26 protein-coding genes, 1 tRNA gene and 1 pseudogene are annotated in these 26,387 nt (G+C 65.2%); 19 read left to right on the top strand and 9 right to left on the bottom strand.

Annotated elements, in window-relative coordinates; translation table 11 throughout:
* From H8A95_RS18270 to H8A95_RS18260, 3 genes are all read left to right on the top strand, one after another.
* Nucleotides 1-1,295, top strand: a 1,295-nt coding sequence (locus H8A95_RS18270; RefSeq protein WP_229184374.1) for an ATP-binding protein, incomplete at its 5' end; no start/stop codon positions are given.
* 107 nt (nt 1,296-1,402) lie between these two features.
* Nucleotides 1,403-2,269, top strand: coding sequence for an isocitrate lyase/PEP mutase family protein (locus tag H8A95_RS18265; protein WP_229184373.1), 867 nt, complete (start codon nt 1,403-1,405; stop codon nt 2,267-2,269).
* Nucleotides 2,266-2,565 (top strand): acylphosphatase, encoded by a 300-nt coding sequence (locus tag H8A95_RS18260; RefSeq protein ID WP_229184372.1) that lies wholly within the window; start codon nt 2,266-2,268, stop codon nt 2,563-2,565. The genes H8A95_RS18265 and H8A95_RS18260 overlap by 4 nt, the downstream gene beginning before the upstream one ends.
* Before the next feature lie 7 nt (nt 2,566-2,572).
* On the opposite strand, the gene H8A95_RS18255 is transcribed toward H8A95_RS18260, so the two are convergent.
* Nucleotides 2,573-3,385 (bottom strand): class I SAM-dependent methyltransferase, encoded by an 813-nt coding sequence (locus tag H8A95_RS18255; RefSeq protein ID WP_229184371.1) that lies wholly within the window; start codon nt 3,383-3,385, stop codon nt 2,573-2,575.
* A gap of 240 nt (nt 3,386-3,625) precedes the next feature.
* Between H8A95_RS18255 and H8A95_RS18250 the strand changes: the two genes are divergently transcribed.
* From H8A95_RS18250 to H8A95_RS18235, 4 genes are read left to right on the top strand one after another with little or no spacing between them, the layout of a single operon-like run.
* Nucleotides 3,626-4,183: a GbsR/MarR family transcriptional regulator gene (locus tag H8A95_RS18250; protein ID WP_229184370.1), complete on the top strand. Its 558-nt coding sequence runs from the start codon at nt 3,626-3,628 to the stop codon at nt 4,181-4,183.
* Between the two features lie 26 nt (nt 4,184-4,209).
* The gene (locus H8A95_RS18245; RefSeq protein WP_229184369.1) at nt 4,210-4,875 is read left to right on the top strand and encodes a DUF4166 domain-containing protein; all 666 of its coding nucleotides are present in this window, start codon (nt 4,210-4,212) and stop codon (nt 4,873-4,875) included.
* Nucleotides 4,872-6,308 (top strand): TIGR01777 family oxidoreductase, encoded by a 1,437-nt coding sequence (locus H8A95_RS18240; protein ID WP_229184368.1) that lies wholly within the window; start codon nt 4,872-4,874, stop codon nt 6,306-6,308. Before H8A95_RS18245 ends, H8A95_RS18240 begins: the two co-directional genes overlap by 4 nt.
* An 11-nt stretch (nt 6,309-6,319) precedes the next feature.
* Complete coding sequence (locus tag H8A95_RS18235; protein ID WP_229184367.1) at nt 6,320-6,745, top strand: hypothetical protein; 426 nt, start codon at nt 6,320-6,322, stop codon at nt 6,743-6,745.
* 19 nt (nt 6,746-6,764) lie between these two features.
* On the opposite strand, the gene H8A95_RS18230 is transcribed toward H8A95_RS18235, so the two are convergent.
* The gene (locus H8A95_RS18230) at nt 6,765-7,622 is read right to left on the bottom strand and encodes a LysR family transcriptional regulator (RefSeq protein ID WP_229184366.1); all 858 of its coding nucleotides are present in this window, start codon (nt 7,620-7,622) and stop codon (nt 6,765-6,767) included.
* A gap of 115 nt (nt 7,623-7,737) precedes the next feature.
* Here H8A95_RS18230 and H8A95_RS18225 point away from each other — a divergent pair, with 115 nt between their 5' ends.
* Complete coding sequence (locus H8A95_RS18225; RefSeq protein WP_229184365.1) at nt 7,738-8,163, top strand: tautomerase family protein; 426 nt, start codon at nt 7,738-7,740, stop codon at nt 8,161-8,163.
* Nucleotides 8,164-8,166: 3 nt separating this feature from the next.
* Here the strand turns inward: H8A95_RS18225 and lipB are convergent, their stop codons facing one another.
* Entirely contained in the window at nt 8,167-8,895 is a 729-nt protein-coding gene (lipB, locus tag H8A95_RS18220; protein ID WP_229184364.1) for a lipoyl(octanoyl) transferase LipB, read from the bottom strand.
* Between the two features lie 60 nt (nt 8,896-8,955).
* Between lipB and H8A95_RS18215 the strand changes: the two genes are divergently transcribed.
* From H8A95_RS18215 to H8A95_RS18205, 3 genes are all read left to right on the top strand, one after another.
* Entirely contained in the window at nt 8,956-9,201 is a 246-nt protein-coding gene (locus tag H8A95_RS18215; RefSeq protein WP_021080574.1) for a FliM/FliN family flagellar motor switch protein, read from the top strand.
* A gap of 91 nt (nt 9,202-9,292) precedes the next feature.
* Nucleotides 9,293-9,377: transfer RNA gene (locus H8A95_RS18210), tRNA-Leu, on the top strand.
* Between the two features lie 151 nt (nt 9,378-9,528).
* Complete coding sequence (locus H8A95_RS18205; protein WP_420839417.1) at nt 9,529-9,993, top strand: hypothetical protein; 465 nt, start codon at nt 9,529-9,531, stop codon at nt 9,991-9,993.
* Nucleotides 9,994-10,001: 8 nt separating this feature from the next.
* Here the strand turns inward: H8A95_RS18205 and H8A95_RS18200 are convergent, their stop codons facing one another.
* Together H8A95_RS18200 and H8A95_RS18195 are read right to left on the bottom strand one after the other, a co-directional pair.
* Complete coding sequence (locus H8A95_RS18200) at nt 10,002-11,372, bottom strand: polysaccharide deacetylase family protein (RefSeq protein ID WP_229184363.1); 1,371 nt, start codon at nt 11,370-11,372, stop codon at nt 10,002-10,004.
* Between the two features lie 96 nt (nt 11,373-11,468).
* Entirely contained in the window at nt 11,469-12,284 is an 816-nt protein-coding gene (locus H8A95_RS18195) for a polysaccharide deacetylase family protein (protein ID WP_229184362.1), read from the bottom strand.
* 84 nt (nt 12,285-12,368) lie between these two features.
* On the opposite strand from H8A95_RS18195, the pseudogene mgtE reads away from it, so the two are divergent.
* Both mgtE and H8A95_RS18185 read left to right on the top strand, forming a co-directional pair.
* A pseudogene (mgtE, locus tag H8A95_RS18190) lies at nt 12,369-13,789 on the top strand (magnesium transporter).
* A 93-nt stretch (nt 13,790-13,882) separates the two neighbouring features.
* Nucleotides 13,883-14,218 (top strand): helix-turn-helix domain-containing protein, encoded by a 336-nt coding sequence (locus H8A95_RS18185; protein WP_229184378.1) that lies wholly within the window; start codon nt 13,883-13,885, stop codon nt 14,216-14,218.
* A 265-nt stretch (nt 14,219-14,483) separates the two neighbouring features.
* Here the strand turns inward: H8A95_RS18185 and H8A95_RS18180 are convergent, their stop codons facing one another.
* The 3 genes from H8A95_RS18180 to H8A95_RS18170 all read right to left on the bottom strand — a co-directional run bounded on the left by H8A95_RS18180 (nt 14,484) and on the right by H8A95_RS18170 (nt 20,331).
* The gene (locus tag H8A95_RS18180) at nt 14,484-19,037 is read right to left on the bottom strand and encodes an IPT/TIG domain-containing protein (RefSeq protein WP_229184361.1); all 4,554 of its coding nucleotides are present in this window, start codon (nt 19,035-19,037) and stop codon (nt 14,484-14,486) included.
* Nucleotides 19,027-19,431, bottom strand: coding sequence for a hypothetical protein (locus H8A95_RS18175; protein ID WP_229184360.1), 405 nt, complete (start codon nt 19,429-19,431; stop codon nt 19,027-19,029). The genes H8A95_RS18180 and H8A95_RS18175 overlap by 11 nt, the downstream gene beginning before the upstream one ends.
* 372 nt (nt 19,432-19,803) lie before the next feature.
* Complete coding sequence (locus tag H8A95_RS18170) at nt 19,804-20,331, bottom strand: DUF6428 family protein (protein ID WP_229184359.1); 528 nt, start codon at nt 20,329-20,331, stop codon at nt 19,804-19,806.
* 49 nt (nt 20,332-20,380) lie between these two features.
* On the opposite strand from H8A95_RS18170, the gene H8A95_RS18165 reads away from it, so the two are divergent.
* From H8A95_RS18165 to H8A95_RS18150, 4 genes are read left to right on the top strand one after another with little or no spacing between them, the layout of a single operon-like run.
* Complete coding sequence (locus tag H8A95_RS18165; RefSeq protein WP_229184358.1) at nt 20,381-20,740, top strand: ArsR/SmtB family transcription factor; 360 nt, start codon at nt 20,381-20,383, stop codon at nt 20,738-20,740.
* Complete coding sequence (locus H8A95_RS18160; RefSeq protein WP_229184357.1) at nt 20,740-21,426, top strand: aquaporin; 687 nt, start codon at nt 20,740-20,742, stop codon at nt 21,424-21,426. Before H8A95_RS18165 ends, H8A95_RS18160 begins: the two co-directional genes overlap by 1 nt.
* Nucleotides 21,423-21,848, top strand: a complete 426-nt coding sequence (arsC, locus tag H8A95_RS18155; RefSeq protein WP_229184356.1) for an arsenate reductase (glutaredoxin) — start codon at nt 21,423-21,425, stop codon at nt 21,846-21,848. The genes H8A95_RS18160 and arsC overlap by 4 nt, the downstream gene beginning before the upstream one ends.
* Nucleotides 21,845-23,008, top strand: coding sequence for an MFS transporter (locus H8A95_RS18150; RefSeq protein WP_229184355.1), 1,164 nt, complete (start codon nt 21,845-21,847; stop codon nt 23,006-23,008). Before arsC ends, H8A95_RS18150 begins: the two co-directional genes overlap by 4 nt.
* Here the strand turns inward: H8A95_RS18150 and H8A95_RS18145 are convergent.
* A complete protein-coding gene (locus H8A95_RS18145) occupies nt 22,980-23,885 on the bottom strand; it encodes a LysR substrate-binding domain-containing protein (protein ID WP_229184377.1) in 906 nt (301 codons plus the stop codon). The genes H8A95_RS18150 and H8A95_RS18145 overlap by 29 nt on opposite strands.
* A gap of 80 nt (nt 23,886-23,965) precedes the next feature.
* Between H8A95_RS18145 and psrA the strand changes: the two genes are divergently transcribed.
* Both psrA and phnA read left to right on the top strand, forming a co-directional pair.
* Entirely contained in the window at nt 23,966-25,096 is a 1,131-nt protein-coding gene (gene psrA, locus H8A95_RS18140) for an iron-containing alcohol dehydrogenase PsrA (RefSeq protein ID WP_229184354.1), read from the top strand.
* Between the two features lie 25 nt (nt 25,097-25,121).
* Nucleotides 25,122-26,369, top strand: a complete 1,248-nt coding sequence (phnA, locus tag H8A95_RS18135; protein WP_420839418.1) for a phosphonoacetate hydrolase — start codon at nt 25,122-25,124, stop codon at nt 26,367-26,369.
* Nucleotides 26,370-26,387 lie beyond the last annotated feature (18 nt).

Raw genomic sequence — 26,387 nt, 5'->3', positions numbered from 1 at the left:
AGGCGCCGTCGCCGCTGCTTGACGAGCAGACCCGCCGTAAGATGGGCGAGCAGGCCGTCGCGCTAGCCAAGGCCGTGAATTACGATTCGGCGGGCACCGTCGAATTCGTCGCCGGCCAGGACAAGAGCTTCTACTTCCTGGAGATGAACACCCGTCTGCAGGTCGAGCATCCCGTCACCGAGCTGATCACCGGCGTCGACCTCGTCGAGCAGATGATCCGCGTCGCTGCCGGCGAGAAGCTCGCGATCGCGCAGAAGGACGTGACGCTGACCGGCTGGGCGGTGGAATCGCGTGTCTATGCCGAGGATCCGTTCCGCAATTTCCTGCCGTCGATCGGGCGCCTGGTGAAATACCGTCCGCCGGCCGAAGCCAGCCACGACGGCATCACTGTTCGTAACGACACCGGCGTGCAGGAGGGCGGCGAGATCTCGATCTATTACGATCCGATGATCGCCAAGCTCGTCACCCACGCGCCGTCGCGCGCAGCCGCGATCGAGGCGCAGGCGACTGCGCTCGACGCTTTCTATGTCGACGGCATCAGGCACAACATTCCGTTCCTGTCGGCGTTGATGAACCATCCGCGTTGGCGCGAGGGCCGGCTCTCGACCGGCTTCATCGCCGAGGAATTCCCCAAGGGATTTTCCGCGCGTGCGCCTGAAGGCGAGATCGCGCGGAGGCTCGCGGCAGTGGGGGCTGCCATCGATCACGTGCTGGGCGAGCGCAAGCGGCAGATTTCGGGCCAGATGGGCGGCCGCGTCGTGCTGCGCGAGCGCCGCCGCGCGGTGTGGCTCGAGCGCGCCGAAGTCGCGCTCGATGTCGCGCGTGAGGGCGATGCCATTACCGTGCGCTTCATTGGCGCCGACGGGCTGCCCGGCAATCCGCACAATCTGGTGTCGAGCTGGGTGCCAGGCGAGCCGGTCTGGCAGGGCACCATCGACGGCAACTTCGTCGCCGTGCAGGTGCGGGCGATCAACAACGGCTTCCGCCTGGCGCATCAGGGTTTTGAGGTCCCGGTCTATGTCTTCACCGAGACCGAGGCAACCTCGGCGCAGCTGATGCCGGTGGTCTCGGCCGCCGACACCGGCAAGAAATTGCTGTGTCCGATGCCCGGTCTCGTGGTGTCGATCGCGGTGACCGAGGGCCAGGAGGTCAAGGCCGGCGAGACCCTCGCGGTCGTGGAAGCCATGAAGATGCAGAACGTGCTGCGCGCCGAGCGTGACGGCACGGTGAAGAAGATCCACGCCGCCGCCGGCGCCACGCTCGCGGTCGATGCGCTGATCCTGGAGTTCGCTTAGCACCGTCCTTGCGAGCGCAAGTGAAGCAATCCATCTAACCGCACATGACGACAGATGGATTGCTTCGTCGCTTCGCTTCTCGCAATGACGCGGATGGAGACAGCACCATGGCCTTCCGCAAACGCCGCGAAGCCCTGCGATCGATTCTCAACGGATCAATTTGCATTCGCCCGGGCTCGGTCTACGATGCGACCTCGATCCGGATTGCGGAGGACCTTGGCTTCGAGCTAGGCATGTTCGGCGGCTCGGTGGCCTCGCTCGCCGTGCTCGGCGATCCCGACATTGCGCTGATCACGCTGACCGAATTCGCCGAGCAGATACGCCGCATGTCGCGTGCGTCGACCCTTCCGGTGCTCGTCGATGCCGATCACGGTTACGGCAACGCGCTCAATGTCCGCCGCACCGTCCAGGAAGTGGAAGCTGCCGGCGCCGCCGGCCTCACCATCGAGGACACGCTGCTGCCGCAGGCGTTCGGCCAGCCGAAGACCCAGCTGATCTCGCTGGAGGAGGGCGTCGGCAAGATGAAGGCGGCGCTTGATGGCCGCAGCGATCCGACGCTTGTCATCCTGGGCCGGACCGGTGCCGTCTCGATTACGAATCTTGACGACGCGATCGCACGCGCGCGGGCCTATGAGGTGGTCGGCGTCGACGGGCTGTTCTTCACCGGCATCAAGTCGCGCGGTGAACTGGAGGCGATTTCGGCGGCGACGACGCTGCCGATCGTGCTCGGCGGGGCGCCGGAGGAGATGACCGCGCTGGACTATCTGGCAAGCCAGCGCGTCAGGATCGCGTTGCAGGGCCACGCGCCGTTCGCGGCCGCAACCCAGGCCGTCTACGAGACGCTGAAGGCGCTGCGCGACGGCACCTCGCCGAAGAACCTCAAGGGTATCGCGTCCCTCGAACTGACCAGCCGCGTGATGCGCGAGGCGGAGACCAGGGCGCGCAGCGGCGAATTCCTCGGCCTGAAGAAATGAGCGGCGTGATCCGCCATGTCACGGTCAATGGCCGCGTCCAGGGCGTCGGCTATCGCGCCTGGGTCGACGAGCAGGCGACCTCACGCCGCCTCGAAGGCTGGGTCCGTAACCGCCGCGACGGCAGCGTCGAGGCGGTGTTCGCCGGCTCCGAGGCCGTCGTCGATGACATGATCGCGGCCTGCGGCCGCGGACCGTTCTCGGCGCGGGTCGATGCCGTGCACGCCGTATCAGGCAATTCCGATCTTCTGAACCTGCGACGGGCAGGGGAGCGGTTCTCGGTCCTGCCGACGGTATGACGCGCGGTCACGCAACAGCCGTGATCACCAGCGCCTGAATGCGGCCTTCGATCGCGCCCTTGCCGAAGCGCCGCGCGAGCGCCGATGCGGCGTGCTCGGTCGCAGCGTCGAGGCCGATCCCGCCACGCGCCTCGATCTCGCCGCGCAGCGGTGAGCCCTGGCAAAAACCGATCGCCGGATCGTGCGGCGCGTTCGCCCGGCTTTGCTCCCGGACGGTGTCGATCTCGATCTTGCTGAAGCCCGCGGCCAAAAGATCGGCCCGGATCGGGTCTGCCGCGTAGTGGCCATGGGGCGTGCGCGCCAGGAATCGCGGCGGATCGGCCGGGAAGACCTCTGCCAATGCCTGGGTCACCACGTCGGCAAACTCGTTCTCTTCGATGCGATCCCACATGCTGAACAGGAAACGGCCGCCCGGCTTCAGGACACGGCGAGCCTCCGAATAACCCTTGGGCTTGTCGGGGAAGAACATCGCGCCGAACTGGCAGGCGACGACATCGAAGCTCGCATTGTCGAACGGCAGGTTGAGCGCGTCGGCCTGCCGCCACCTGATATCAGCCGCGTCCGGCATCCGCGATTTCGCCCGTTCGAGCATCGGTTCATTCAGGTCGGTCGCCACGATGCGGGTGTCACGGCCGAGCGCTGCCGACAGCGCGCGGGTCACGGCACCGGTGCCCGCGGCCGTCTCAAGCAGGTCGCGCGGGCCAATGGCCTTGGCGCGTTGTGCGAGATCGCGTGCGTAGGGTTCAAAAATCATCGGCACGAGGAGCCGGTCGTAAAGTTCTGGAATGGACCCAACGAACTCCTTGTCGGACGCGGGCATCGCAAGCTCCTTGTTGGCCGTGAAGCTGGCTCATTGTCGACAGCCCGCGATCCGGCCGAAAAATCGTCCACCCGGATCAGCTTGGACGAAGACGTCGGTCGCGACAAAGGAAAATTCGTCATCTGTGATGATCACCTTCGCTGGGGTCACGCAGGCGAGAGGGGCACGCTGCGTCGCGCGGCGTCCCTGGCGGCATCGATGACCCTTGACTTTCACTCCGAACGGTCTGATATTTCTGTTATGACAGAAATAACCGCCAAGAAAAAACTTCCCGCCGCCGTCGAGCGCTTCATCCTGCATTGGGGCGACATGGGCGACCAGTGGGGCGTTAACCGCTCGGTCAGCCAGATCCACGGGCTGCTTTATCTCGCGGAGGCGCCGATGACGGCGGAGGACATTGCCGACACGCTCGGCATGGCGCGCTCCAACGTCTCCAACTCGATCAAGGAGCTGCTGTCCTGGGGGTTGATCCGGCGGGTGCCGATCCTTGGCGATCGTCGCGACCACTTCGAGGCCGAGACCGACATCTGGGAGGTCGCAGCCAAGATCGCGGCCGGGCGCAAGGAGCGCGAGATCGATCCGGCGCTTGCAGCGCTGCGCGCCTGCGTCTCCGACGCGGCTGACGATCCGGCCATCAGCTCGCTCGCCAGCAAGCGGCTGAAGGAGATGCTGACATTCACCGAGCTGGTCGACCGCTGGTACACGCAGATGCTGAACGTGCCGCGGCCGCGCCTGGTCGCGCTGATCAAGCTTGGCGAGAAGATCGTGAGTTTCCTGCCGACAGGCAGAGCCAAATAGGGGCGGCGGCGTAACGGGAGTGTGCGATGACGTCAGCAAGGATATCCACCTTAAAGACAGCGCCGGCTTCCGATACCAAAATGCTCGACGATCATCGCTTCCGCGCATTGTTATCGAATGAGGATTGGGGCCGCTTGCCGGTCGCAATCTGGCGGCGCTTCTCGAAGCGGTTCGAGGACGGCAACACCGTCGTCTATGTCGGCGAGGTCGAGGAAGCCGCGAGCAGCCGCGCCGGCTGGTGGCTGGCACAGGCCGCGCGGCTGATCGGCGGGCCGCTCCCGACCGGCAGCGAGACCGGCGTGCCGATGATCGTCACGGTCACCGAGGATGCCGCGAGCGGCGGCCAGATATGGACCCGCATCTGCGCGCGCCGCGACGGCTTCCCGCAGGTGATCCATTCCGCCAAGCGTTTCGCCGGTCCGACCGGGCTCGAGGAATATGTCGGCTTCGGCGTCAGCATGGCGCTGCGGATCGCGGTGGAGCATGAGGCGCTGGTGTTTCACAGCGTCGGCTATTCGCTGCAGCTCGGTCCGTTTCGCCTGCCGCTGCCCGAATGGCTCACGCCCGGCGACCTCACCGTGACCCATTCCGATCTCGGCTGCGGCGACTTCCGCTTCACGCTGGAGATCATCCACCCGCGTTTCGGCCGGCTAATCCGTCAGTCTGCCGTGTTCAGGGAGGCCTCGTCATGACACCGCTGCTTTGGATCTTGGTCGCCATCCAGATCGCGATGGGCGCGTTCGACACCTTCTATCACCACGAGTTCACCGAGCGGCTGGCCTGGCGCCCGTCGCAGCGCCATGAGCTTCAGCTGCACAGCGTGCGGAACATGCTTTATGCGCTGCTGTTCCTCGTGCTCGGCTGGCTGGAGGTGCACGGCATTATCGCGATCACCATCATGGTCGTGCTGGTCGTCGAGGTCGTCATCACGCTGATGGATTTCGTCGAGGAGGATCTGAGCCGAAAGCTGCCGCCGAGCGAGCGGATCAATCATACTCTGCTCGCGATCAACTACGGCGCTATCCTCGTGCTGCTGGTGCCGATCCTGATCGGTTGGGCCATGCTGCCGACGGCCGTTGTACCGGCCTATGCGGGTCTCCTAAGCCTGTTCGCAACCGCTGCGGCGTTCGGTGCCGCGCTGTTCGGCGCGCGCGATTTTGCCGCCGCCAGGCGGCTGGGACGGATGGCCAGCGTGCCGGCTGCGACGCTGGTCGAGAAATTGCCGGCGCGGCAGACCGTGCTGGTGACCGGCGCGACCGGTTTCATCGGCAGTCGCCTTGTTGCCAGCCTCACGGCATCGGGCCATCAGGTGATTGTGCTGATCCGCAATCCGGCGAAGACCGAGATGCTGCCGCCGCCGGTGACGCTGATCACCAGCCTCGACCAGTTGCCCGCTGACTCAGTGATCGACGCCATCGTCAATCTTGCGGGCGAGCCGATCGGCAACGGTCTCTGGACTGAAGCCAAGCGCCGCAAGATCGTCGCCTCGCGTGTCGAGATGACGGCCGAGGTCGTCAGGCTGATCGCGCGGCTGGGACGCAAGCCGTCGGTGCTGGTGAGCGGCTCCGCGATCGGCTGGTACGGTCTCTGGCAGGACCAGGTGCTGACGGAGTCCGCAAAATCCCACGCCTGCTTCAGTCATGAGCTGTGCGAGGCCTGGGAGAATGCGGCCAAGCCCGCTGCCGATCACGGCGTGCGCGTGGCGTATTTGCGGATCGGTCTCGTGGTCGGCACCGACGGCGGTTTCATTACGCGGATGCTGACGCCCTTCGAATTCGGTCTCGGCGGCCCGCTCGGCTCAGGCAAGCAGTGGATGTCATGGATCGAGCGCGACGATCTGGTGCGCCTGATCGCGCATGTGATCGCGAGGCCCGAGCTCTCCGGGCCGATCAACGCGACTGCACCGATCCCGGTGACCAACACAAAGTTTACCGAGGAGCTGGGGCGGCGCCTGCACCGGCCGGCGATCTTCCGCGTGCCTGCCGCGCTGCTCCGCGCGGCGGGCGGCGACTTCGCCAACGAGCTGCTGCTCGGCGGCCAGCGCGTGCTGCCGAACAAGGCCTTGAGCAACGGCTTTGTGTTCCGGCACGAGACCCTGCGTAGCGCATTCGAGGCGATCCTTTAGAGGAGGGCACGATGTCCAGCACCTGTTCGCGCGCTTTCGGAGGTTGGTTGGCGGGCTGTGGCGCCGCGACCGCGGTTCTTTCCGGTGTTGCCCAGACCCTTCTGATGATCATGTCCGGTGGCGATATAACGAGATTGCTGGGAGGCATCGTCGCGCTTCTGCTTCCCTCATTCCTGGTTTTCGTCGTCACCTGTTTTTTGACCGCTGTTCCCGCCGCGATCGTCATCTGGCTGGGCGAAGAGCTTCTGATCGGGTCGGCCGTGTTCTTCGGCTGCGCAGGCACCGTGATCGGTGCGTTGAGCATCAGCTTGCTGCTGCGATCTCCGGCAGTCTGGACATCGGGACTTGGTTGTCTGTTCGCCATAGCCGGATTCGTCGCAGGTCTGACCTACTGGTTTGTCGTGCAAGAGCTGGAGGCCGGCGAATATGCCTCCTGAGCCCGCATGGTCGTTCGCGTTAGGCCGCAGACGCCACGCTCCGAAATGTCGCAGCCAGCGTCCGCAACGCCGCCAGCTTTGCAGGATCGCTGACCTTTGAATGCAGCGTCACCTTTGACGTACCGAGCCGCGGCAGCTTGTGCGCGGGGCCGATGTCGATCAGGCCTGGCGGCGCGATGCGGCGGACGAGGGGGGCAACCGCAAGGCCCGCGAGCGCGGCTGATACCACCGCGGTGACACCGCCGCCGATGAAGCTTTCGGTCCACGCAATGCCGGCCTTGTCGAGCGCGCGCACGGCCAGGGCGCGTACGCCGCAGGGTGGCGCGAGGGTTGCCAGCGGCAAAGCGTTGCCGCGCGGCCAGACGAAGCGCTTGGCGGCGAACCAGCCGAATTCGTCTTCAGCCAGTTTTTCACCGCCGCGCCGGCTGCCTTCCTGGCGCACGATCACGGCGTCGAGTTCGCCGGCATCGTAGGCATCGAGCATCTCGCGCGAGAAACCGATGGTCACGGCGAGTGCAAGTTGGGAGGCCATCGCGTGCAACCGCTCCAGCAGCGGCACCAGCTCCGGGCCTGCGGCGTGATCGCTGATCCCGAGCGTGAGCTGCTGTCGCGCCGGTTTCTCGCCTGATAGCGCGCGGTCATGCACCTCGATCAGTGCGCGGGCGTGGTGCAGGAAGGCCGCGCCGTCGGCGGTCAGCCGCACCGCCCGCGGCGAACGCTCGACCAGCCGCTTGCTGAGCACGGTTTCGAGCCGCTGCAATTTCATGCTGATCGCGGCCTGCGTGGTGCCGAGCGCTTCGGCGGCGCGGGTGAAGCCCTGCAACTCGGCGACGAGGAGGAAGGCCTGCACGGTATCGATGTCGAGCGTGGTCGTCATGATCAATAATCATTATCATTACTATCCATATAGATAAGATACCAAGATGATGCGTGAAGGTCTAGCTAGAGGAGGCGCGATTGACCCGCGCCAACCGAATTCAAGGAGACCGATCATGCCGCTCATCACCGTCACCTACGCGACCTCGCGCCAGCCATCGTCGCTGAAGTCCGACATCGCCGCCGCGGTGTCGGACCTGACCGCAAAGATCCTGCACAAGGATCCCAAGGTCACCGCGATCATCGTGAAGTCCGCTGACGCCGCCGACTGGTTCGCGGGCGGCAAGTCGCTCGCCGAGCAGGGGCTCGCGAGCTACTGGCTCGACATCCACGTCACCGAGGGCACCAACACCAAAGATGAGAAGGCGGCCTATCTCGCCGCGCTGTTCAAGCGGATGGGCGAACTGCTCGGGCCGCTCCACACCGAGAGCTACGCTCATGTCGACGAGGTGAAGGGCGATGCCTACGGCTTCGGCGGCCTGACCCAGGAGCGCCGCTACATCGCCGGCAAGCTCGACGTCGCGCCGCAAAAGGCGGCGTGACGTCTAGCCGGTCGCTTCCGGCAGGCGCGCTGCGGTGTCGCCGAACACCTCGGCAAATGCCTGCCGGAGTGCGATGTCGACATCGGCCATTGTGACCGGTAATCCGAGATCGACCAGCGAGGTGACGCCGTAGCGCGGATCGACCACGCCGCAGGGCACGATCGCCTGGAAGTGCGAAAGATCCGGCTCGACATTGATCGCGATGCCGTGGAACGAGACCCAGCGGCGCAGCCGCACGCCGATCGCTGCGATCTTGTCCTCGTAGCCTTGCCCTTTGTCCGGGCGACGCACCCAGACCCCGACGCGATCCTCGCGGCGCTCGCCGCGGACGTTGAAGGCGGCGAGGGTGCGGATGATCCATTCTTCCAGCGAGGCGACATAGGCGCGCACATCCGGCCGCCGCCGCTTGAGGTCGAGCATCACATAGGCCACGCGCTGGCCCGGGCCATGATAGGTGATCTGGCCGCCGCGGCCGCTCTGGAAGGTCGGAAACCGCGGATCGAGCAAGTCGTCGGCCTTGCCGCTGGTGCCGGAGGTATAGAGCGGCGGATGCTCGAGCAGCCACACCAGTTCAGGTGCCGATCCGTCGGCAATCGCCGCCACCCGCGCGTCCATCGCTGTGAGAGAATCGGGGTAGGGCACCGGGCGGTCCGCAATCCGCCATTCGACCGCTTCGCCGCCCGAAGGGCGCGCAAAGGTCGTCAAATCGAGGCTTTGGCGGTCGTTAACCATTAGCTAACCCTAACGTGGTCAGGTGAACCCACAATTTAGTTCCCGTTCGGCGGTTCAGAAGTGCCCACGCTCGATAAAGTCAGCGTCGATCTCATGGTGGTTCTCGGTACCACCACCATGCCGATTCACCAGGTCATGCGGCTGTCCCGCGGCGCCATCATCGAACTGGATGCCACCGAGGCCGACGAGGTCAAGATCCTCGCCAACAACCTGCCGGTCGCCAGCGGCGTGGTTCTGGTCGACCGCAACCGGATTGCGGTCGAGGTCAAGCAGATGCTGCCGAAATCTCCCGGCGTTCGCAGTTAATTCGCGCATTAATCGCCTTGTCCCTGCATGCATGATTTGTTACATGGCCCCGTCGATGCGGCGGCGCCTTAGGGTTCCATCCGGCATCCTAGCGCTCGTGGCGGAATTGGTAGACGCGCTGCCTTGAGGTGGCAGTGGGTAACACCGTGGGGGTTCGAGTCCCTCCGAGCGCACCACACCTCAGCTGATCCTTGAAATCGCTGAACTTTTCGAAGTATAGCCGCTCGCGGCTGTGCCGGCCTGCGTGACGGTCGGCCCCAGATCTGGAGCGGTTGGTGGAGGTGCCGGCCGATGCGGTCCTGTAACACCCGTCGGATAGATTCGCGGATGCATGGCCTGGCTGGTTCGGCGCTGCCGGCCGGAGGGCCGCTGCACCTTCCGATCGCGCGGCCCAAGCCTGCCCACCCGGAGCGCCTGATGATCTTTGCCAGCTACGCCTACCGTGTCCTCTCCAACTTCGTGTTCCTGGGGCTGGTCTATTTCACGCTGAACCTTCTGGAGAAATACGAGCAGCGCGCGACGGTGGCGATCCTGATTCTCGTCTATGCGGCGATGCATGCCTTCTCCGGGTTGCGCTCGTTCTATTTCTTCCAGCGCATCGAGCGCCTGGAGGGCGAGACGCGGCGGTTGGCCGCGGCGGCCGGCGAGGGGCCCAATGCGGCGGCCTCGCGCAAGCAGATTGTCGGTGATGTCACCGCGCTCAGGCACGCCGGCGAGATCAAATCCTATATCGATATCTTCTTCCTGGCGCTGGTGATCCTGCTCTGCGTCGCCAAGATCGTGGCCAGCTAGATCGCGCGCTAGTCAGGCACGCGCTTGCCGGCGGCCGAGGCTTCGGCGCGTGGCGTGCGCTTGGCGACGCGAACCGAAGCATTGCTCGCAGCCGGCGGTGCGACACGCATGGGCGCGCCGTGGATCCTGCCGTGACCCGCAGCGGGGATCTGATGCGCGGCCTGCTTCGGATGCCTGGCCTGCCGCGCGGAGATCGCCTGCGCACGCGGCGCACCGACGGCTGGACCGGTTGCGCGCTGCGCGAGGCGGCGACTGGCGGCCGAGCGAGCCGCGAGCAGGGTCAGGTCCAGTGCTTCGGGAACGTGAAACACGTCGGCCGCGGGAATCGGCAATGTCGAGACCGGCGCGAGCAGCGTGAGCTGCGGCTGTGGCCACGGCGTGTGGACCGGCACAGCGACGCGGGCGTGCTGCGCGTGGTCGAGGATGTCGGCATCGCGCCAGTCCATGTCGGCAAAGACCGGCGCGGGCAGCGTCCGCGTCGCGGTGAAGACGAAGTTCGGAATCTTCGGCCAGCGCGTGGTCGCCACCGTCTCGGTCGGCGGGTGCATGAGCCATTGCTGCGGCTCGGTCGGCGTCGCCGGGCGGTCGGCCGTCGCGGGCACAACATGCACGATGCGATAGCCACGCTCCTTCAGCGTGTTGAGGATACGCGGCAGCGCCGCGACGGTGCGCGGCTGGATGTCGTGCAGCAGCAGGATGCCCTTGCGCTTGGCCTCGATGCGCTGGATCGCGAGATCGTAGACCCGTTGCGGCGAAACGTGGCGCCAGTCGTCGGCCGGGAAGTCGGCGCTCCAGACCTGGATGCCCTGCGACGCCAGATAAGCTTCCGGGATCTCGGCGCGCATCAGGCCGGGAATCCGGAAGAACGGCGCCAGCTTGCTCTTGTCGCCATTGAGCGCTGCAAGCGTCGAGGCGATGCCGTCGTCGACTTCCTGCCGCACCCGCTCGAGCGGCATCTTGTTCATCGTCAACGGATGGTTCTGGCTGTGCGTGCCGACGGTATGTCCGGCCGCGATCAGCTTGCGCACGCCCTCCGGATTGAACCGGGCTTGGGAGCCGATGGTGAAGAAGGTGGCCTTGACGCACTGGCTTGCAAGAATGGCCAGCACCTGGTTGCTGTATTTCGGCAGCGGCCCGTCGTCGAAGGTCAGCACCACTTCATGGTCGGCGAGCGGCAGGGTCTCCGGATACTGCATGGTGCCGATCCGCGGATGCTCCGTGGGATCGACGACGAGGGTGCGCGAGGTGCCGAGTGCGTTGGGGTTCGGGCAATCCGCGGCGAGGGCAGCGTACGGCGTCATCAAGCCGCAGCCCAGCAGCGCCGCGCCGATCACGGTCCGCGACCGCTTCCGGATCATCACCAGGACGTTTGCAATCATCAAATCTCGGCCGCATTCCAAACGCACTGACGAATCCTTAGGTGCGGCGCCATGAACGCCGCCTTAACAGTCTGTAATCCAGCTCGGGGCCCGGGTTCAATGTGTCCGGTCGGACACGGTTTTCATCGCTGCCGGGACGATGTGGACGACGTGATAATTATGCTCGCGCAGATACCTTAGAAAGGCCGGCAGCATCTGGGCTGTCCGCATTTGCGGATCATGCAGCAGGATAATTCCGTTGCGGTGGCCTTCGAGCCGACCGGTAAGCAGCTTGAGTTCCTCCTCGGGGGTCATCTTGTTCCAATCGCTGGCCCAGAAATCGGCTCCGAACACCGCGATACCGCGCTTTTCCAGACGATCGAGCAGCGCGGGCGTCGACTCGAAATAGGGGAACCGGAAGAACGGCGTGCTCGGGACCGTGCTCGCTGTGCCGCGCAAGGCCGTCTGGACCGCTTCGATCCCCCGATTGATGTTCGCCTCGGCCAGATCCGTCGGCATTTTGTTGAGATGCGGATGGTCCCAGCTGTGATAGCCGATGCTGTGGCCGAGCCGCGCGATCTTGCGGACCATATCGGGATGGTCCGCCGCGTTGCGGCCGACCATGAAGAAGGTGGCCTGCACGCATTCGGTTGCCAGCGCCGTCAGCACCTTGTCGGTGACGCCAGGTGTCGGCCCGTCGTCGAAGGTCAGCACAACCTCGCCATCCCTGAGCGGCAGGGTCTGCGGAAAGCTCTTCAGTCCGACGCGCGGATAGGTCGCAGGGTCGACCTCGAGCACACGTGAGGTGCCGAGCGCGTCGTTGCGCGAGCACTCGGCCGCGTGCGCCGAGCCGATCAGCCCGCAAGGTGCGAGCGCGATCAGCGCCGCGACAATCTTCAGGATCGGTCGCGGTGCGCTCGACATCTTTCTCATTGCACTGGGCCCCACCGATTAGGTAATCCGTTCCGCATCAATCAGACCAGATTTTCCCCTCCTGTCAAACCGGCGAAACACGGCATGGCCGAGAATATCGACATTGCCGAACCCGCCGGGGCAGCCCCGCAGGCCCGGATGTCGATGCGGGACGAGGAGGGCCAGCTCCGCGGCGAATTCGTCGCGGAGATCACCCGGGCCATCCACGCCGCCGACCGGCCGCTGCTGTGTGAGGTGGTCGCGGAACTGCACGAGGCGGATCTCGGCGACCTGATCGCGGCGCTGGAGCCGGACGACCGGGTCACGCTGGTCGAGATCACGGGCGCTGATTTCGATTTTTCGGCACTCAACGAGGTCGACGAAACGGTCCGCGAGGAGATCCTCGAGGAACTCGAGCCGGAGACCGTTGCAGAGGGCGTCCGCGAGCTCGAATCCGACGACGCCGTCGAGCTCCTCGAGAGCCTCGACGAGGAGGACCAGGAAGAGATCCTGGAGAAGCTGCCGGCGGCCGAGCGCGAGGACATCGAGCGCAGCCTGCTGTATCCGGAGAATTCCGCCGGCCGACGGATGCAGACCGAGTTCATCGCGGTGCCGCCGGATTGGAACGTCGGGCAGGCGATCGACTACATGCGCGACACGCCCGATCTGCCGGAGCGCTTCTACGAGATCTATGTGGTCGATGCAGACCGGCACCTGCTCGGCGCGATGCCGCTCGACGTGCTGCTGCGCGCGCGCCGCCCGGTTCCGGTCAAGGACCTGATCGACGAGGACCGCCGCCGGGTCTCCGCGCTGGAGGACCAGGAAGAGGTCGCCCGCATATTCGGCAAGTACAATCTGGTCGCGGCTCCCGTAGTCGACACCACCGACCGGCTGGTCGGCGTGATCACCATGACGACGTCGTCGACGTGATCGAGGAGGAGGCCGACGAGGACTTGAAGGCGCTCGGCGGCGTCACCCATCCCGAAGAGCTGTCCGACACGGTCTGGACCATCGCCCGCGGCCGCTTCAACTGGCTGCTGGTCAATCTCGCGACCGCGTTCCTGGCTTCGTCGGTGCTCGGCCTGTTCGAGGGCCAGCTCGAGAAGATGGTGGCGCTCGCGGTGCTGGCGCCGATCGTGGCGAGCCAGGGCGGCAATGCCGCGACCCAGACCATGACGGTCGCGGTGCGTGCGCTCGCCACCCGCGAGCTCGGTGCGTTCAACGCGATGCGCGTGGTGCTGCGCGAGACCATGGTCGGGCTGGTCAACGGCATTGCGTTTGCCGTCATCACCGGCATCGCCGCGGTGGCCTGGTTCAAGATCCCGGGCCTCGGCATCGTGATCGGGCTCGCGATCATCTGCAATCTGGTCGCCGGCGCGCTCGGCGGCATCCTGATCCCGATGGTGCTGGAACGGGTGCGAGCCGACCCGGCGGTCGCCTCCGGCACCTTCGTCACGACCGTCACCGACGTGGTCGGCTTCTTCTCGTTCCTCGGCATCGCCACGCTGTGGTTCGGGCTGAAATAGGCCGGCGCCTGAGGGCCGGTTTATCGTTAATCGCGCCTTAACGGGGTTGGCGGATGATGCTCCTATCTCCAAAGGGCCATCATGGGGGCCATCATGCAGCGGTTGCGGCTCAAGGCGGACGGACGGATCGTCGAACTGCGCGACGGGCAGGAAATCCTGCTGGTGCCTGCACACCCGGCCGAGGCAGCGATGCAGCCCGTGGCCGCGCAGCCGGCAGTACGCGATCTCGTCGTGCGTGATTTGCGCCGCCGGGCCAGGCTCACCCAGCTCGAATTCGCCGCGAAGCTCGGCGTGCCCGTCGAAACCATCCGGAACTGGGAGCAGGGCAAGCGCGCGCCGCGTGGACCCGCCCGCGCGCTGCTCGCGGTGATCGCGCATTCGCCGGAGATGGTGTTCGCCGCGCTGTCGAGCGAGCCGACGGCGACTTGAGCCGGTAGGGCGTTCTTCGCCGTCATCGCGCCAACGCGCCACATTCCTGCCGTCGTCCCGGCGAGAGCCCGGACCCATAATCACGGCGTTTGGTGATGAACGGGACTATTTCGATGCTGCCGCAACGGCAGCTTCGTGTCGAACAGTTCGCCGGCCTACCGGTTGACGCCGAGAACGCTACTGTACTTCGTGCGCAATTGAGCTCGCATCGCGCAGTTGCTTCGCGACAGCAGGCAATGCTCGTCTGAGAAGTTCCGCGCAGATATCAGAACGGCACATTTGCTTTCGCGCTCAACGTCCAGATCTGGGTGTTGCTGCCAAGGCCGCCGAATTCTCCGCCGATCGCGACACCGGCTCCGCCGGGGAAGCGCGCGGCGAGACCGCCGGTCGCACGCGCCGACCATCCTTGCAGCAGGGGTGTCGATGCGAGCGGGAGGCTACCTGCGGCAAGGATCGCGCCGCTATCTTCCTTGTTGAAGTAATAGTCGCCGTAGAGCCCGGCGAACGGCGTGAGCACGATGCCACTGTCCAGCCACGGGACCGGGTAGGCGGCCTTCACGCCCCCCGAGGCGCGTCCGCTCATGAAGTCGTGGGTGCCTTGCTGGGTCCCGAGGGAGTCGACGTAGCTGTTCTGATGCTCCCTGAGCGCATAGAGCCTCGCGGACGGCTCGATCAGGAAGCCGGCGGTCTTGTACGTGCCGGTCAGGCCGGTCGCGAACATCCAGCGCTCGCCGGTGAAATTGCCCTGCGCGGTGCCGGCGATGCCATTGTATCCGATGCCGGAGTAGGTGACGGCCGCGTCGTAACGCAGCGTCGGCAGGATCTTCCAGCCGAGATAGGTGCCGGTGGTCCAGCCATCGCCCTTGAGCTTTCCGTTGATGTCCTGCTCGGTGTAGCTGAAGGTTTCCCAGCCGCCCACGACGCCGATTGCCAGGGTCGGCGTCGCTTTGTAGGTCAGGCCCATCAACGCATTGACCTGCTGGCCGTAGAGCGAAGCCTGCGAGGTCTGCGCCACGCCATTGGCGTTCGTCGTGCCCCAGCGGTCGATGCCCGCGCTGCGCACGTCGGCCCAGAGCAGCCACTGCTTCTCCTCCTGCCATTTCGGAGGCGCTTTCTTCGGCATCTGTTGAGCGATCGCCGCAAAGGCATCGTCGACCCGCGGGCCGCTGCGGCGCGCTCCACCGAACGACGATGCGTCGCGGCGTCCGTCAGCGCCAAACGCGCTGCTGGCGAAACCAGGTGTGGTCGTTGCTGGCTCGGCCCCATCGCCATCGCGCGGATCGGCAGAGAAATTGAACCGGATGCGTCCGTTGCCCGGTGTCATGAAGGCGCCGCCATCGTTGAAGCTGTCGGCGATTGCGTCATCGATTGCGCCTGATATCGCCTGGCCCGATGTCTGCGCCACCATCTTGGTGACGTTGAGCTGAAGCGCCCGCAATCGCACGCTGTCGATCGGCACGTTGACCGTCTGCGCAAGCGACGGTGAGTTGCTGGACGCAAACGTGGTGCTGCCGCCGTAGCTCGCGGTGATCGTATGGCTGCCGATCGCAAGCGTCGAGACGGCGAGGGTCGCAACGCCGCTCGACAAGGTCGCGGAGCCGATCGTTGCGCCGCTGTCGGCGAATGTGACCGTGCCCGCGGGAGTTCCGCCGGACGCGGTGACGGTTGCGGTGAACGTCACGGATTGCCCGAATTGGCTCGGATTCTGTGATGAAGCCAGCGCGGTCTGCGTCGTTGCCGATTGATAGGTGAAGCGACCGCCGGCCGTGACGGAGGACGCCTGCGAATTGTTGGTCACGACGATGTCCACCGTGCCCGTACCGGGTGGCGAGACGGCCGTGATCGAGTTCGCCGAATTGACCGTGTAGCTGGCCGCGTTCACAGCACCGAACCTGACTGCGCCGGCGCCCGTCGTTCCACCGAAACCTGATCCGGCGATGGTTACGGAGGTGCCGCCCACCGCAGGACCTGTTGTCGGCGAGATCGACGTGATCACGGGCGCCGCCAGGTAGCTGAACTGATCCGCGGCCGAGGTTGCGGACGTTCCCCCTGCGGTCGTCACCCTGATATCGACGACAGCTGAGCCGGCGGGCGCCGTCGCGGTGATCGACGTCGCGGAATTGACCGTGAAGCTGGTCGCGGCCGTGGCGCCGAAGGTCACCGCCGTCGCACCGGTGAAGCCGGTGCCGGTGATGGTCACCGCCGTACCGCCGGGAGCCGGTCCCGATGCCGGCGAGATCAACGTCACCGTCGGCGCCGCCGTGTAGGTGAACTGGTCGGCCGCAGCGGTGGCCGAGGTCCCGACCGGATTGGTCACCCTGATATCGACGGTACCTGCTCCGGCAGGGGAGACCGCGGTGATCGAGGTCGCGGAATTGACCGTAAAGCTGGTCGCAGCGGTGGCGCCGAAGGTCACCGCCATCGCACCGGTGAAGCCGGTGCCGGTGATCGTCACCGAGGCGCCGCCCGCAACCGGCCCGGCCGGCGGTGCGACTGCCGTCACGGTCGGAGCCGCTGCATAGGCGAAGCGATCGGCGGCCGAAATCGCCGAGGTGCCGCCGATCGTGGTCACGCGGATGTCCACGGTGCCGGTTCCAGCGGGCGATGTCGCGGTGATCGAGGTCGCTGAATTGACGGTGAAGCTGGCGGCGGCCGTTGCGCCGAAGGTCACAGCGGTGGTGCCCGTGAAGCCCGAACCAGTGATGGTGACCGTGGTGCCACCTGCCAAGGGTCCCGCAGTCGGCGAGATCGAGGTAACGGTTGGTGGCCCGATATAGGTGAACTGGTCGGCGGCCGAGGTTGCCGAGGTGCCACCCGCGGTCGTGACCCTGATATCAACCGTGCCGGTGCCGGCCGGCGAGGTCGCGGTGATCGATGTCGCGGAGTTGAAGGTGAAGCTTGCCGCGGCTGTGGCACCGAAGGTCACCGCCGTTACACCCGTGAAATTGGAGCCGGTGATGGTGACTGTCGTGCCGCCGGTCTGAGAACCTGTCGTCGGGGAGATCGAGGTGACCGCGGGTCCCGGAATATAGGTGAACAGATCCGCGGCCGACGTGGCCGAGGTGCCGCCGAGGGTGGTTACCCTGATATCGACCGTGCCCGCGCCTGCGGGCGAGGTCGCGGTGATTGTGGTGGGAGACACGACGGTGAAACCCACCGCGGCCGTCGCCCCGAACGTGACGGCCGTCGCTCCCGAGAAGTTGGTGCCGGTGATGGTCACGGTCGCGCCGCCGGTGCCTGGACCCGACGTCGGAGAGATCGAGGTGACGGTGGGGGCTGCGACATAAGTGAACTGGTCGCCGGCTGACGTGGCCGAAGTCCCACCGACTGTCGTCACTCTGATGTCGACAGTGCCGATGCCGGCGGGCGACGTTGCGGTGATCTGGGTCGCGGAATTGACCGTGAAGCCCGTTGCAGCGGTTGCGCCAAACGTCACCGCCGTCGCACCCGACAGATTGGTGCCGGTGATGATCACCGTTGTGCCGGCCGTCTGTGGCCCCGTTGTCGGCGAAATCGAGCTGACGGTCGGTGGCGCGACGAAGGTGAACTGGTCGGCTGCCGTCGTCGCCGAGGTCCCGCCTGCGGTCGTGACCCTGATATCGACCGTGCCGGTACCGGCCGGTGAGGTCGCGGTGATCGACGTGGCGGAATTCAAGGTGAAGCTCGCGGCGGCCGTGCCGCCGAAGGTCACCGCCGTTACACCCGTGAAGTTGGTGCCGGTGATGATCACGGAGGTGCCGCCGGCCGTCGGGCCGGCGGTGGGGGAAAGCGAAGTGACGGTCGGGGACTGAATATACGTGAACTGGTCGGCTGCCGATATTGCCGACGTTCCGCCCACGGAAGCCACCCTGACATCGACCGTGCCCGCGCCTGCGGGCGAAGTCGCTGTGATCGTGGTGGGCGACAAGACGGTGAAACCGGCTGCGGACGTCGCCCCGAAGGTCACGGCCGTGGCTCCCGAGAAGTTGGTGCCGGTGATAGTCACGGTCGTGCCGCCAGCGCCCGGACCCGACGTCGGAGAGATCGAGGTAACGGTGGGAGCTGCGACATAAGTGAACTGGTCGGCGGCTGACGTCGGCGACGTGCCGCCTGCGGTCGCCACCCTGATGTCGACCGTGCCGGTGCCGGCAGGCGAGGTCGCTGTGATCCGGGTTGCGGAATTGACCGTGAAGGTCGTCGCCGCCGATGCGCCGAATGTGACCCCCGTCGCGCTCGTCAGATTGGTGCCGGTAATGATCACCGTGGTGCCACCGGCTGTCGGCCCCGCCGTCGGCGAGATCGAGGTGACGGTCGGTGGCGCGACGTAAGTATACTGGTCGGCGGCCGAAGTCACCGACGTATTCCCGCTATTCGTGACGGTCACATCGACGGTGCCCGCAGAACCGCTCGGCGCGAACGCGGTGATCTGGGTGTCGGAATTGACGGTGTAGCTCGTCGCATTCGTGGCGCCGAATTTCACACCGCCGGCGCCCGTGGTGCCGATGAAGTTCGTGCCCGTGATCACGACCGAGTTGCCGCCGCTCAGAGGCCCGGATGTCGGCGATATCGCCGTCACGGTCGGCGGAGCCGAGCAGGTCACGGTCGCCTGGGTAGAACCAGTTGCAGTGCTCCAGGCATAGACGATGAATTGAGTATCATTCAGCGGAAGAACGTAACTGCCGTTGAGATTGAGTTCGCTGCCTGCTGCTCCGTACTGCTCGAGAATGACAGTGTTTCCGTTCTGCCCGTAGAGCGCGAATCCGGCACCGCTGGTACGGTTCGAGGGTGGATTCGTATCTCCCGACGTCGTGGCCGAATAGGTGAGCTTCTCACCGGCCAAAAGGCTGTATGTCAGATATTGCTCCGCAGACGATGCGACCGAGAGTCCGCCGCCCCACGTCGCGTTGATCTGACTGCAACCGGCAGATATCGCGAAGGAAGGCGATATGAGAGCGAGTTGAAAGAGCGCCACAAGGAGCCATTTGAGCGACGCCTGAACGTATCTTGTGCGGTTGCCGATTGCCGAAACGATTCCAAATGCGGAACGCATTTTTGAAGAAAGCATTTTTTGAAATCACTGCATGGGCGAAGACGATCGCCCGGCCCCAAATCGAAAAAAATCCTGCTACGCAGGCAACCCCACATCGGCCATAGCAGTCGGCTTCGGTCGTTGCCACAGAAAATGCATATTTGAAGGCGCGACACAGGCGGCCGGGGCGGGTTTTCCTGCGCATGACGCGATTGCGTGGGGAGCGTCGGCGAAGTCGTGCGCGGAATGAGAAGATGATGTTCGACGTGCCTGCGCCGCAGAACGAATCGTCGTGCGCGGTACCACGCAGAGTTGAGTTGGGAGGCACGGGTTCGCGTGCCCATGACGGGCGCGTGGACGTCACGGAAGGCAATGGCGATCCCCGCGATCGGGCTCGGCGCATGGGAGTTGCGCGGCCGCACCTGCGCAGGCATCGTCGCTGCGGCTCGGCCATCGCCATATCGCGGGCTTCGCGTCATTTTGAACGGTGCCAGCCGACACGGCTGACAGCCGCAAATTTCTCAAATCGCGTGCTGACTCTGGCCACGTGGACCGCGGCCGATACGCTCGGCAGCAATCAGCCGCAGCACGGCTGCTTGGCTTTCGGGGCACAGCAGGATTGCTGTTCCTGCAGCCATCGGTCTCGCGGCTTGCAGCTCGACGGACGTGCCGAGAGATAGACGCGGATCGCGGTGTCGCCGGCGTCCATGCGCTCCGCGCGATAGATCTGCATCGGTCGAATACCGTCGCTCACCTCGAAGGTCAGCTTGGCTTGTGGATCGAAGCCGACAGCCTCATCGACCTTGCGGATGATCGCGAGAAACTTCCCGGCGGGCATGTGGCCGCGGTGTTCCTCCTCGATGTCCCAGAGCTGAATGAAGGTCTCGCTCCAGCTCTCGGGGTTCGCACCGCAATCGAGCCCTCTGAACGACCCGGTCTTGACCTCTGTCACGTGGTAGCTCGGGCGGACGTCCCGGCCGTCGTAGCTGAAGACCAGCGGCTTCTCCCTGTGTGCTTCGAGGCTGGAAAGGAGCGCAGCTGACGAGAGCTCGTCTACCGGGAGCAGGGCGCCGACGATCGATCGGGTATTGGCAAGCGTGTCCATGACTGCTATCCTCATTTCAATGATTGTTGAATCATAGGATTATCGAAAGATGGAGGAGCGTCAAGCCCGAACCGCCTTTGCCGCGCTATCGCAGGAAACGCGGCTGCGGATTGTGCGGTTGCTGGTGCAGGCCGGTCCCGATGGAATGGCGGCGGGGGCGATCGCCGAGGCAGTCGCGGTGTCGCCATCCAACGTGTCCTTCCACCTGAAGGACCTCGAACATGCCGGCATGATCGTGCCGCGTCGCGAGGCGCGCTCGATCATCTACTCGGCGGACTTCACCGGCTTGAGCGATCTCATCGCATTCCTGATGAAGGATTGCTGCGCGGGCCATCCGGAAATCTGCGCGCCGGCGCTCGCTGATGCCCAGTGCAAGCCCTCCACGGTCAAGAAGAAGGCGCGTGCCTGATGCGCGAGTTCGACCTGCCGCGACGCCTTGCGGCCGAATGCCTCGGGACCTTGCTTCTGGTCGCAACCGTCGTCGGCTCAGGCATCATGGCCGAGACCTTGACCAAGGACGTCGCGTTGGCGCTGCTCGGCAACACGCTTCCGACCGGCGCCATTCTGGTGGTGCTGATCACTATCCTCGGACCGATATCCGGCGCGCACTTCAATCCGGCGGTGACGCTGGTGTTCACGCTCAAGGGCGAACTCCGTCCGCCGCATGCCGCGCAGTACATCGCGGCACAGGTGCTCGGAGGAATCCTGGGCGCGGTGGTTGCGCACGCCATGTTCGGCCTGCCGCTATTGGAGTTCTCTGCCAAGGCAAGGACGGGATTTCCGCAGTGGTTTGCGGAATTCGTTGCCGCGTTCGGATTGATCGCAACCATTCTCGGTGGCCTGCGGTTTCGTGAGGCCGCAATTCCATGGCTGGTCGGGCTCTACATCACGGCTGCCTACTGGTTCACTGCGTCGACGTCCTTCGCCAATCCGGCAGTCGCCGTCGCGCGATCCTTCACCGATACGTTTTCCGGCATCCGGGCGCAGGACCTGCCGGGATTCATCGTCGCCGAAATTTTGGGCGCCGTGGTCGCGGCGGCATTCATGACGTGGCTCCTTCGGGCCCCTGAAATGACCAAGGAAGCAGTCCGATGACGATCACGATCTATCACAATCCCGATTGCGGCACGTCGCGCAACACTTTGGCCATGATCCGCCAGAGCGGGGAGGAGCCCGAGATCGTCGAGTATCTCGAGACTCCTCCTTCGCGCGACACGCTGATCTCGCTGATCTCCGCCATGGGTATGACACCGCGCGCGCTGCTTCGCGAGAAGGGCACGCCGTATGCTGCGCTCGATCTTGCCAATCCAAAGTGGAGCGACGACGAGTTGATCGATTTCATGATGACGCATCCGATCTTGATCAACCGGCCGATCGTGGTCTCGCCAAAGGGCGTGAAACTGTGCAGGCCATCCGAGGCCGTGCTTGATCTGCTCGCCGTGGCCGACATCGGCCAATTCGTCAAGGAAGACGGAGAGGTGGTTTCGTCCAAGACGCCGGGTGCGCACGCCGGATGAGTCGCCATGCGGATAACGTCCTGATTGTCGCGCTTGGCACCACGCAAACCCTTGCATGGGCCTCGAGCTATTATCTGCCGGCCATTCTCGCGGACCCGATTGCGCGCGACCTCGGCATCTCGACGAACTGGCTGTTCGCCGCGTTCTCGATGGCGCTGGTGATCTCAGGACTGCTGGGCCCGCGCGTTGGCCGCCAGATCGACCGGATAGGTGGGCGTGAGGTGCTCTGCGCCTCCAACCTCATTCTGGCGTCCGGTCTGATCCTGCTCGGGCTTTCGCACGGTGGTGTGCTAATGGCGGTGAGCTGGCTTTTGCTCGGCGTTGGCATGGGCCTTGGTCTGTATGACGCAGCTTTCGCAGCGCTCGGGCGCATCTACGGCGACACGGCCCGCCGCTCCATCACCGGCATTACCCTGATCGCGGGCTTTGCCAGCACGATCGGTTGGCCGCTCAGCGCGTGGGGACTGGCAACGATCGGCTGGCGCTGGACTTGCTTCGGCTGGGCGGCCGCGCACATCCTGATTTGCCTGCCCCTCAACGGCTTCCTGATCCCCAAATTGAAGAGAGAGCATCGGGTCGCAGCCGACACGCCAAAGCCGCATGTTCCGATCGACCGTGCGATGGTGTTGCTGGCCTTTGCCTTCGCGGCCGCCTGGAGCGTCACCTCGGCGATGGCCGTTCACTTGCCGCGAATTCTTGAGTCGCTCGGCGCGACGCAAGCGCAGGCGATCGCGGCGGGCGCGTTGATCGGCCCGGCGCAGGTGGCGGCGCGCATTGTCGAAGCGAGCCTCCTGAAACGGTTCCATCCGCTCTGGTCGGCACGACTTGCCTGTATCACGCACCCGCTGGGCGCCTGCGTGATCGGCTTGTTCGGCGGCGGCTTCGCCGGAGTCTTCGCGCTGTTGCACGGCGCAGGGAACGGGATCCTGACGATCGCGCGGGGCACGCTGCCGTTGGCGATATTCGGTCCAAAGGATTACGGCTATCGCCTTGGACTGCTCGGCGCGCCGTCGCGGCTGTCTCAAGCGATCGCGCCGCTGGCATTCGGGTTTCTGATTTCACCGCTCGGCGGCTACACGCTTGCGGTCACATCGGCTTTAAGTTTGGCAGCGCTCGTAGCGCTCTTCACACTCAAGGCCGAGAAAGCCTCTTCGCGATAGTATCGCCACCCTTCATCCGCCGAACCGTATCGACGAACGCCTTGATCATCGGGGAATGGCCGCGGCCGCTGTGATGGGCGATGCTGTACTGGGTCTTGATGGTGCGGTCGCTGATCTCGAGCGCGCGCAGATTGGGATGCGGCACGAATTCGAAGTCGGCGACGACGCTGATGCCAAGCCCGCGCTCGACCGCCTTCCACACGCCTTCGCGGCTCTCGATCTCGAACACCGGCTCGATCCTGATGCCCTCGGCCTGCATCGTCGCCTCGAAGGCGCGCCGCGTGGTCGAGCCGCGCTCGCGCAGCACGATCGGCTGATCGGCCAACTCGCGCAGCCTGACCGACTTTCGCTTGAACCAGGGATGATCGCGGTTGACGAACACGATCACGCGGTGGGTGCGGTAGGGGATCATGGTGACGCGCGGATCTTCCGGCACTTCCGCCAGGATCGCGACGTCGGCCTCGAAGTCGACGATGTGGCGGAAGGTGCGTTCGGAATTGCCGAGCAGGGTCGAGATCTGCACCTCGGGGTGATCGCGCTTGAAGGCCGCGATGATCTCGGTGGCATGAAACGGTCCGACGGTCGCCACCCGCAGATGGCCCTTGGTGGCCTTGCCATGCGCGGCCAATAGTTCATGCGCCTCGTCGCAGAACGTCATGATGCCACGGGTGATCTCGAACAGTGCGGCGCCGGCTTCGGTGAGCTCGGTGTGCCGCGGCTTCCGGATCAACAGTTCGACGCCGTAGCTCTCCTCCAGCTCCTTGACCTGGATGGTCAACGTCGGCTGGCCGACATTGAGCACGCGGGAGGCCGCGGTGAAGCCGCCATGGGCGGCGACCGCGTGGAAGGCGCGCAGCTGGCTGAACACTATTGACATAATCAATAGAGCGCATCCGTAGAATGAATTTGTCAATAGCAGCCGACGACGTACCTTCGCGCCAAACGGAGGACGCGTGGATGGCCTGGACTTATTCCAACCCGGTGAAGATCGAATTCGGAGCCGACGCCTTCGACAAGCTGCCGGCGCTGATCGGCAAGCGCGCCTATGTGCTCGTGACCTATGGCGAGCCGGCTTTCGCCGAGCTCGAGCGGCGGGTGCGCGCCGCGGCGGGGCCGTCGGTCCTGACGATCCGCGACGTCGCGCCCAATCCGGACTACCGGCTGCTCACCGAGCAGACCGCGCGCTTTGCCGGGCTCGCGAAGCAGCCCGAGGTGATCATCGCGCTCGGCGGCGGCTCGGTGATCGACTCGGCAAAAGTGTTCGCGGCCGCCGGCGGCGACTTCGCGACCGTGAAAGCCTACCTGGAGACGCAGCAGGGCGCCGAACGCCTCTCGGCGATTCCGATCATCGCGGTGCCGACCACCGCGGGCACCGGCAGCGAGGTGACGTGCTGGGGCACGGTCTGGGATGAGGCCAACGGCAAGAAATACTCGCTGGCGCGCCCGTCGCTGTATCCGACCCATGCGGTGATCGATCCGCGCCTGATGCTCGGCAAGCCGCAGTTGCTGACCATCAGCACCGGGCTCGACGCGCTGTCGCATGCGCTGGAGAGCATCTGGAACGTCAACAACAACCCGGTGTCGGCCAATCACGCGGTCGCCGCGGCGCGCGGTGTTCTCGACGTGCTGCCGAAGCTCGCCAATGATCTCGGCAATCTCGAGCTGCGCAGCCGCATGGCGCAGGCGGCACTGTTCGCGGGGCTGGCGTTCTCCAACACCAAGACGGCGATCGCGCATTCGCTGTCCTACCCGATCACGCTGCGGCACGGCGTGCAGCACGGCATTGCCTGCTCGTTCTCGCTGCCGATGGTGCTGCGCAGCGTCAAAGGGGCGGGCGGTCTCTGCGAGGACAGCCTGAAGCAGATCTTCGGCGCCGACCTGGCGCGGGCGGCCGACGATCTCGAGGACTTCATGGCGCGGCTCGGCATCTCCTGCAATCCGGCCGCCTACAGGATCGAGCGCGCGGAATGGCATGCGCTGATCGCGGACTCGCTCGAGGGTGAGCGCGGCCGCAACTTCTTAGGCTCGAAGGAACGGCTGATCGAGGCAGCGCAGACGCTGCGGATGCCGAGCGCGGCGAGCGCTTGACGGCGGCCAGGTGACAAGGAGAGATATCATGCAAGACAATCGCAAAACCATCACCGTCAACGGACGCCGCTACGATGCGCCGACGCGGCCGACGGTCGTGATCTGCCTCGACGGTTCGGAGCCCGGCTATATCGAGCGGGCGATCGAGGCCGGCGTTGCGCCGACCTTCGCTCGCTTCATGAAGGAGGGCGCGCATGTCCATGCCGCGAGCGTGATCCCGAGCTTCACCAACCCGAACAACCTCTCGATCATCACCGGACGGCCGCCCGCGGTGCATGGCATCGCCGGCAATTATTTCTACGACACGGCGAGCAGCGCCGAAGTCATGATGAACGACCCGAAATTCCTGCGCGCGCCGACCATTCTGGCCGGTGTCCATGACGCCGGCTACAAGGTTGCCGCCGTCACCGCCAAGGACAAGCTGCGCACCTTGCTGGCCTATGGGCTCGACTATGCGAGCGGCCGCGCCATCGCGTTCTCGTCGGAGAAAGCCGATCAGGCGACCAAGGCCAATAACGGCATCGACAATGTGCTCGACTTCGTCGGCCTGCCGCTGCCCGAGGTCTACTCGGCCGATCTGTCGCGTTTCGTGTTCGCTGCCGGCGTCAAGCTGGTCGAGCGGCACCGTCCGGATCTGATGTATCTGTCGACCACCGACTACATCCAGCACAAGGTCGGGCTCGGCACCAAGGTCGCCAACGACTTCTACGCCATGATCGACGGCTATCTGGCTCAGCTCGATGCGCTCGGCTGCAACATCGTGGCGACCGCCGACCACGGCATGAACGACAAGTTTTTGCCGGACGGCAAGCCCGACGTGATCTACCTCCAGGACGTGATGGACGACTGGACGGGGAAGGGCGCCGCACGCGTGATCCTGCCGATCACCGATCCCTATGTCGCCCATCATGGCTCACTCGGCTCGTTCGCGACGATCTACACGCCCGAAGGCGCCGATGTCGGCACGCTGCTGACGCGGTTACGCGACATCAAGGGCATCGAGGTGGCGCTGCCGCGCAAGGATGCCTGCGCCAGGTTCGAGCTGCCGCCGGACCGGATCGGCGACATCGTCGTGATCTCGACCAAGCACAAGGTGCTCGGCACCAGCGAATCCCGGCACGATCTGTCGGGGCTGACCGAGCCGCTGCGCTCGCATGGCGGGCTGACCGAGGAGCGGGTGCCGTTGATCGCCAACCGCAAGATCGCGCTGCCGGCCGGTCACGCCCTGCGCAATTTCGACGCCTTCGACGTCGCGCTCAACCGCATCCAGTGACAACGGGACTCCAGGACA

Origin of the sequence: Bradyrhizobium oropedii, assembly GCF_020889685.1 — a bacterium.
Lineage (GTDB): Bacteria > Pseudomonadota > Alphaproteobacteria > Rhizobiales > Xanthobacteraceae > Bradyrhizobium > Bradyrhizobium oropedii.
This window is presented reverse-complemented; position numbering and strand designations above follow the sequence as displayed.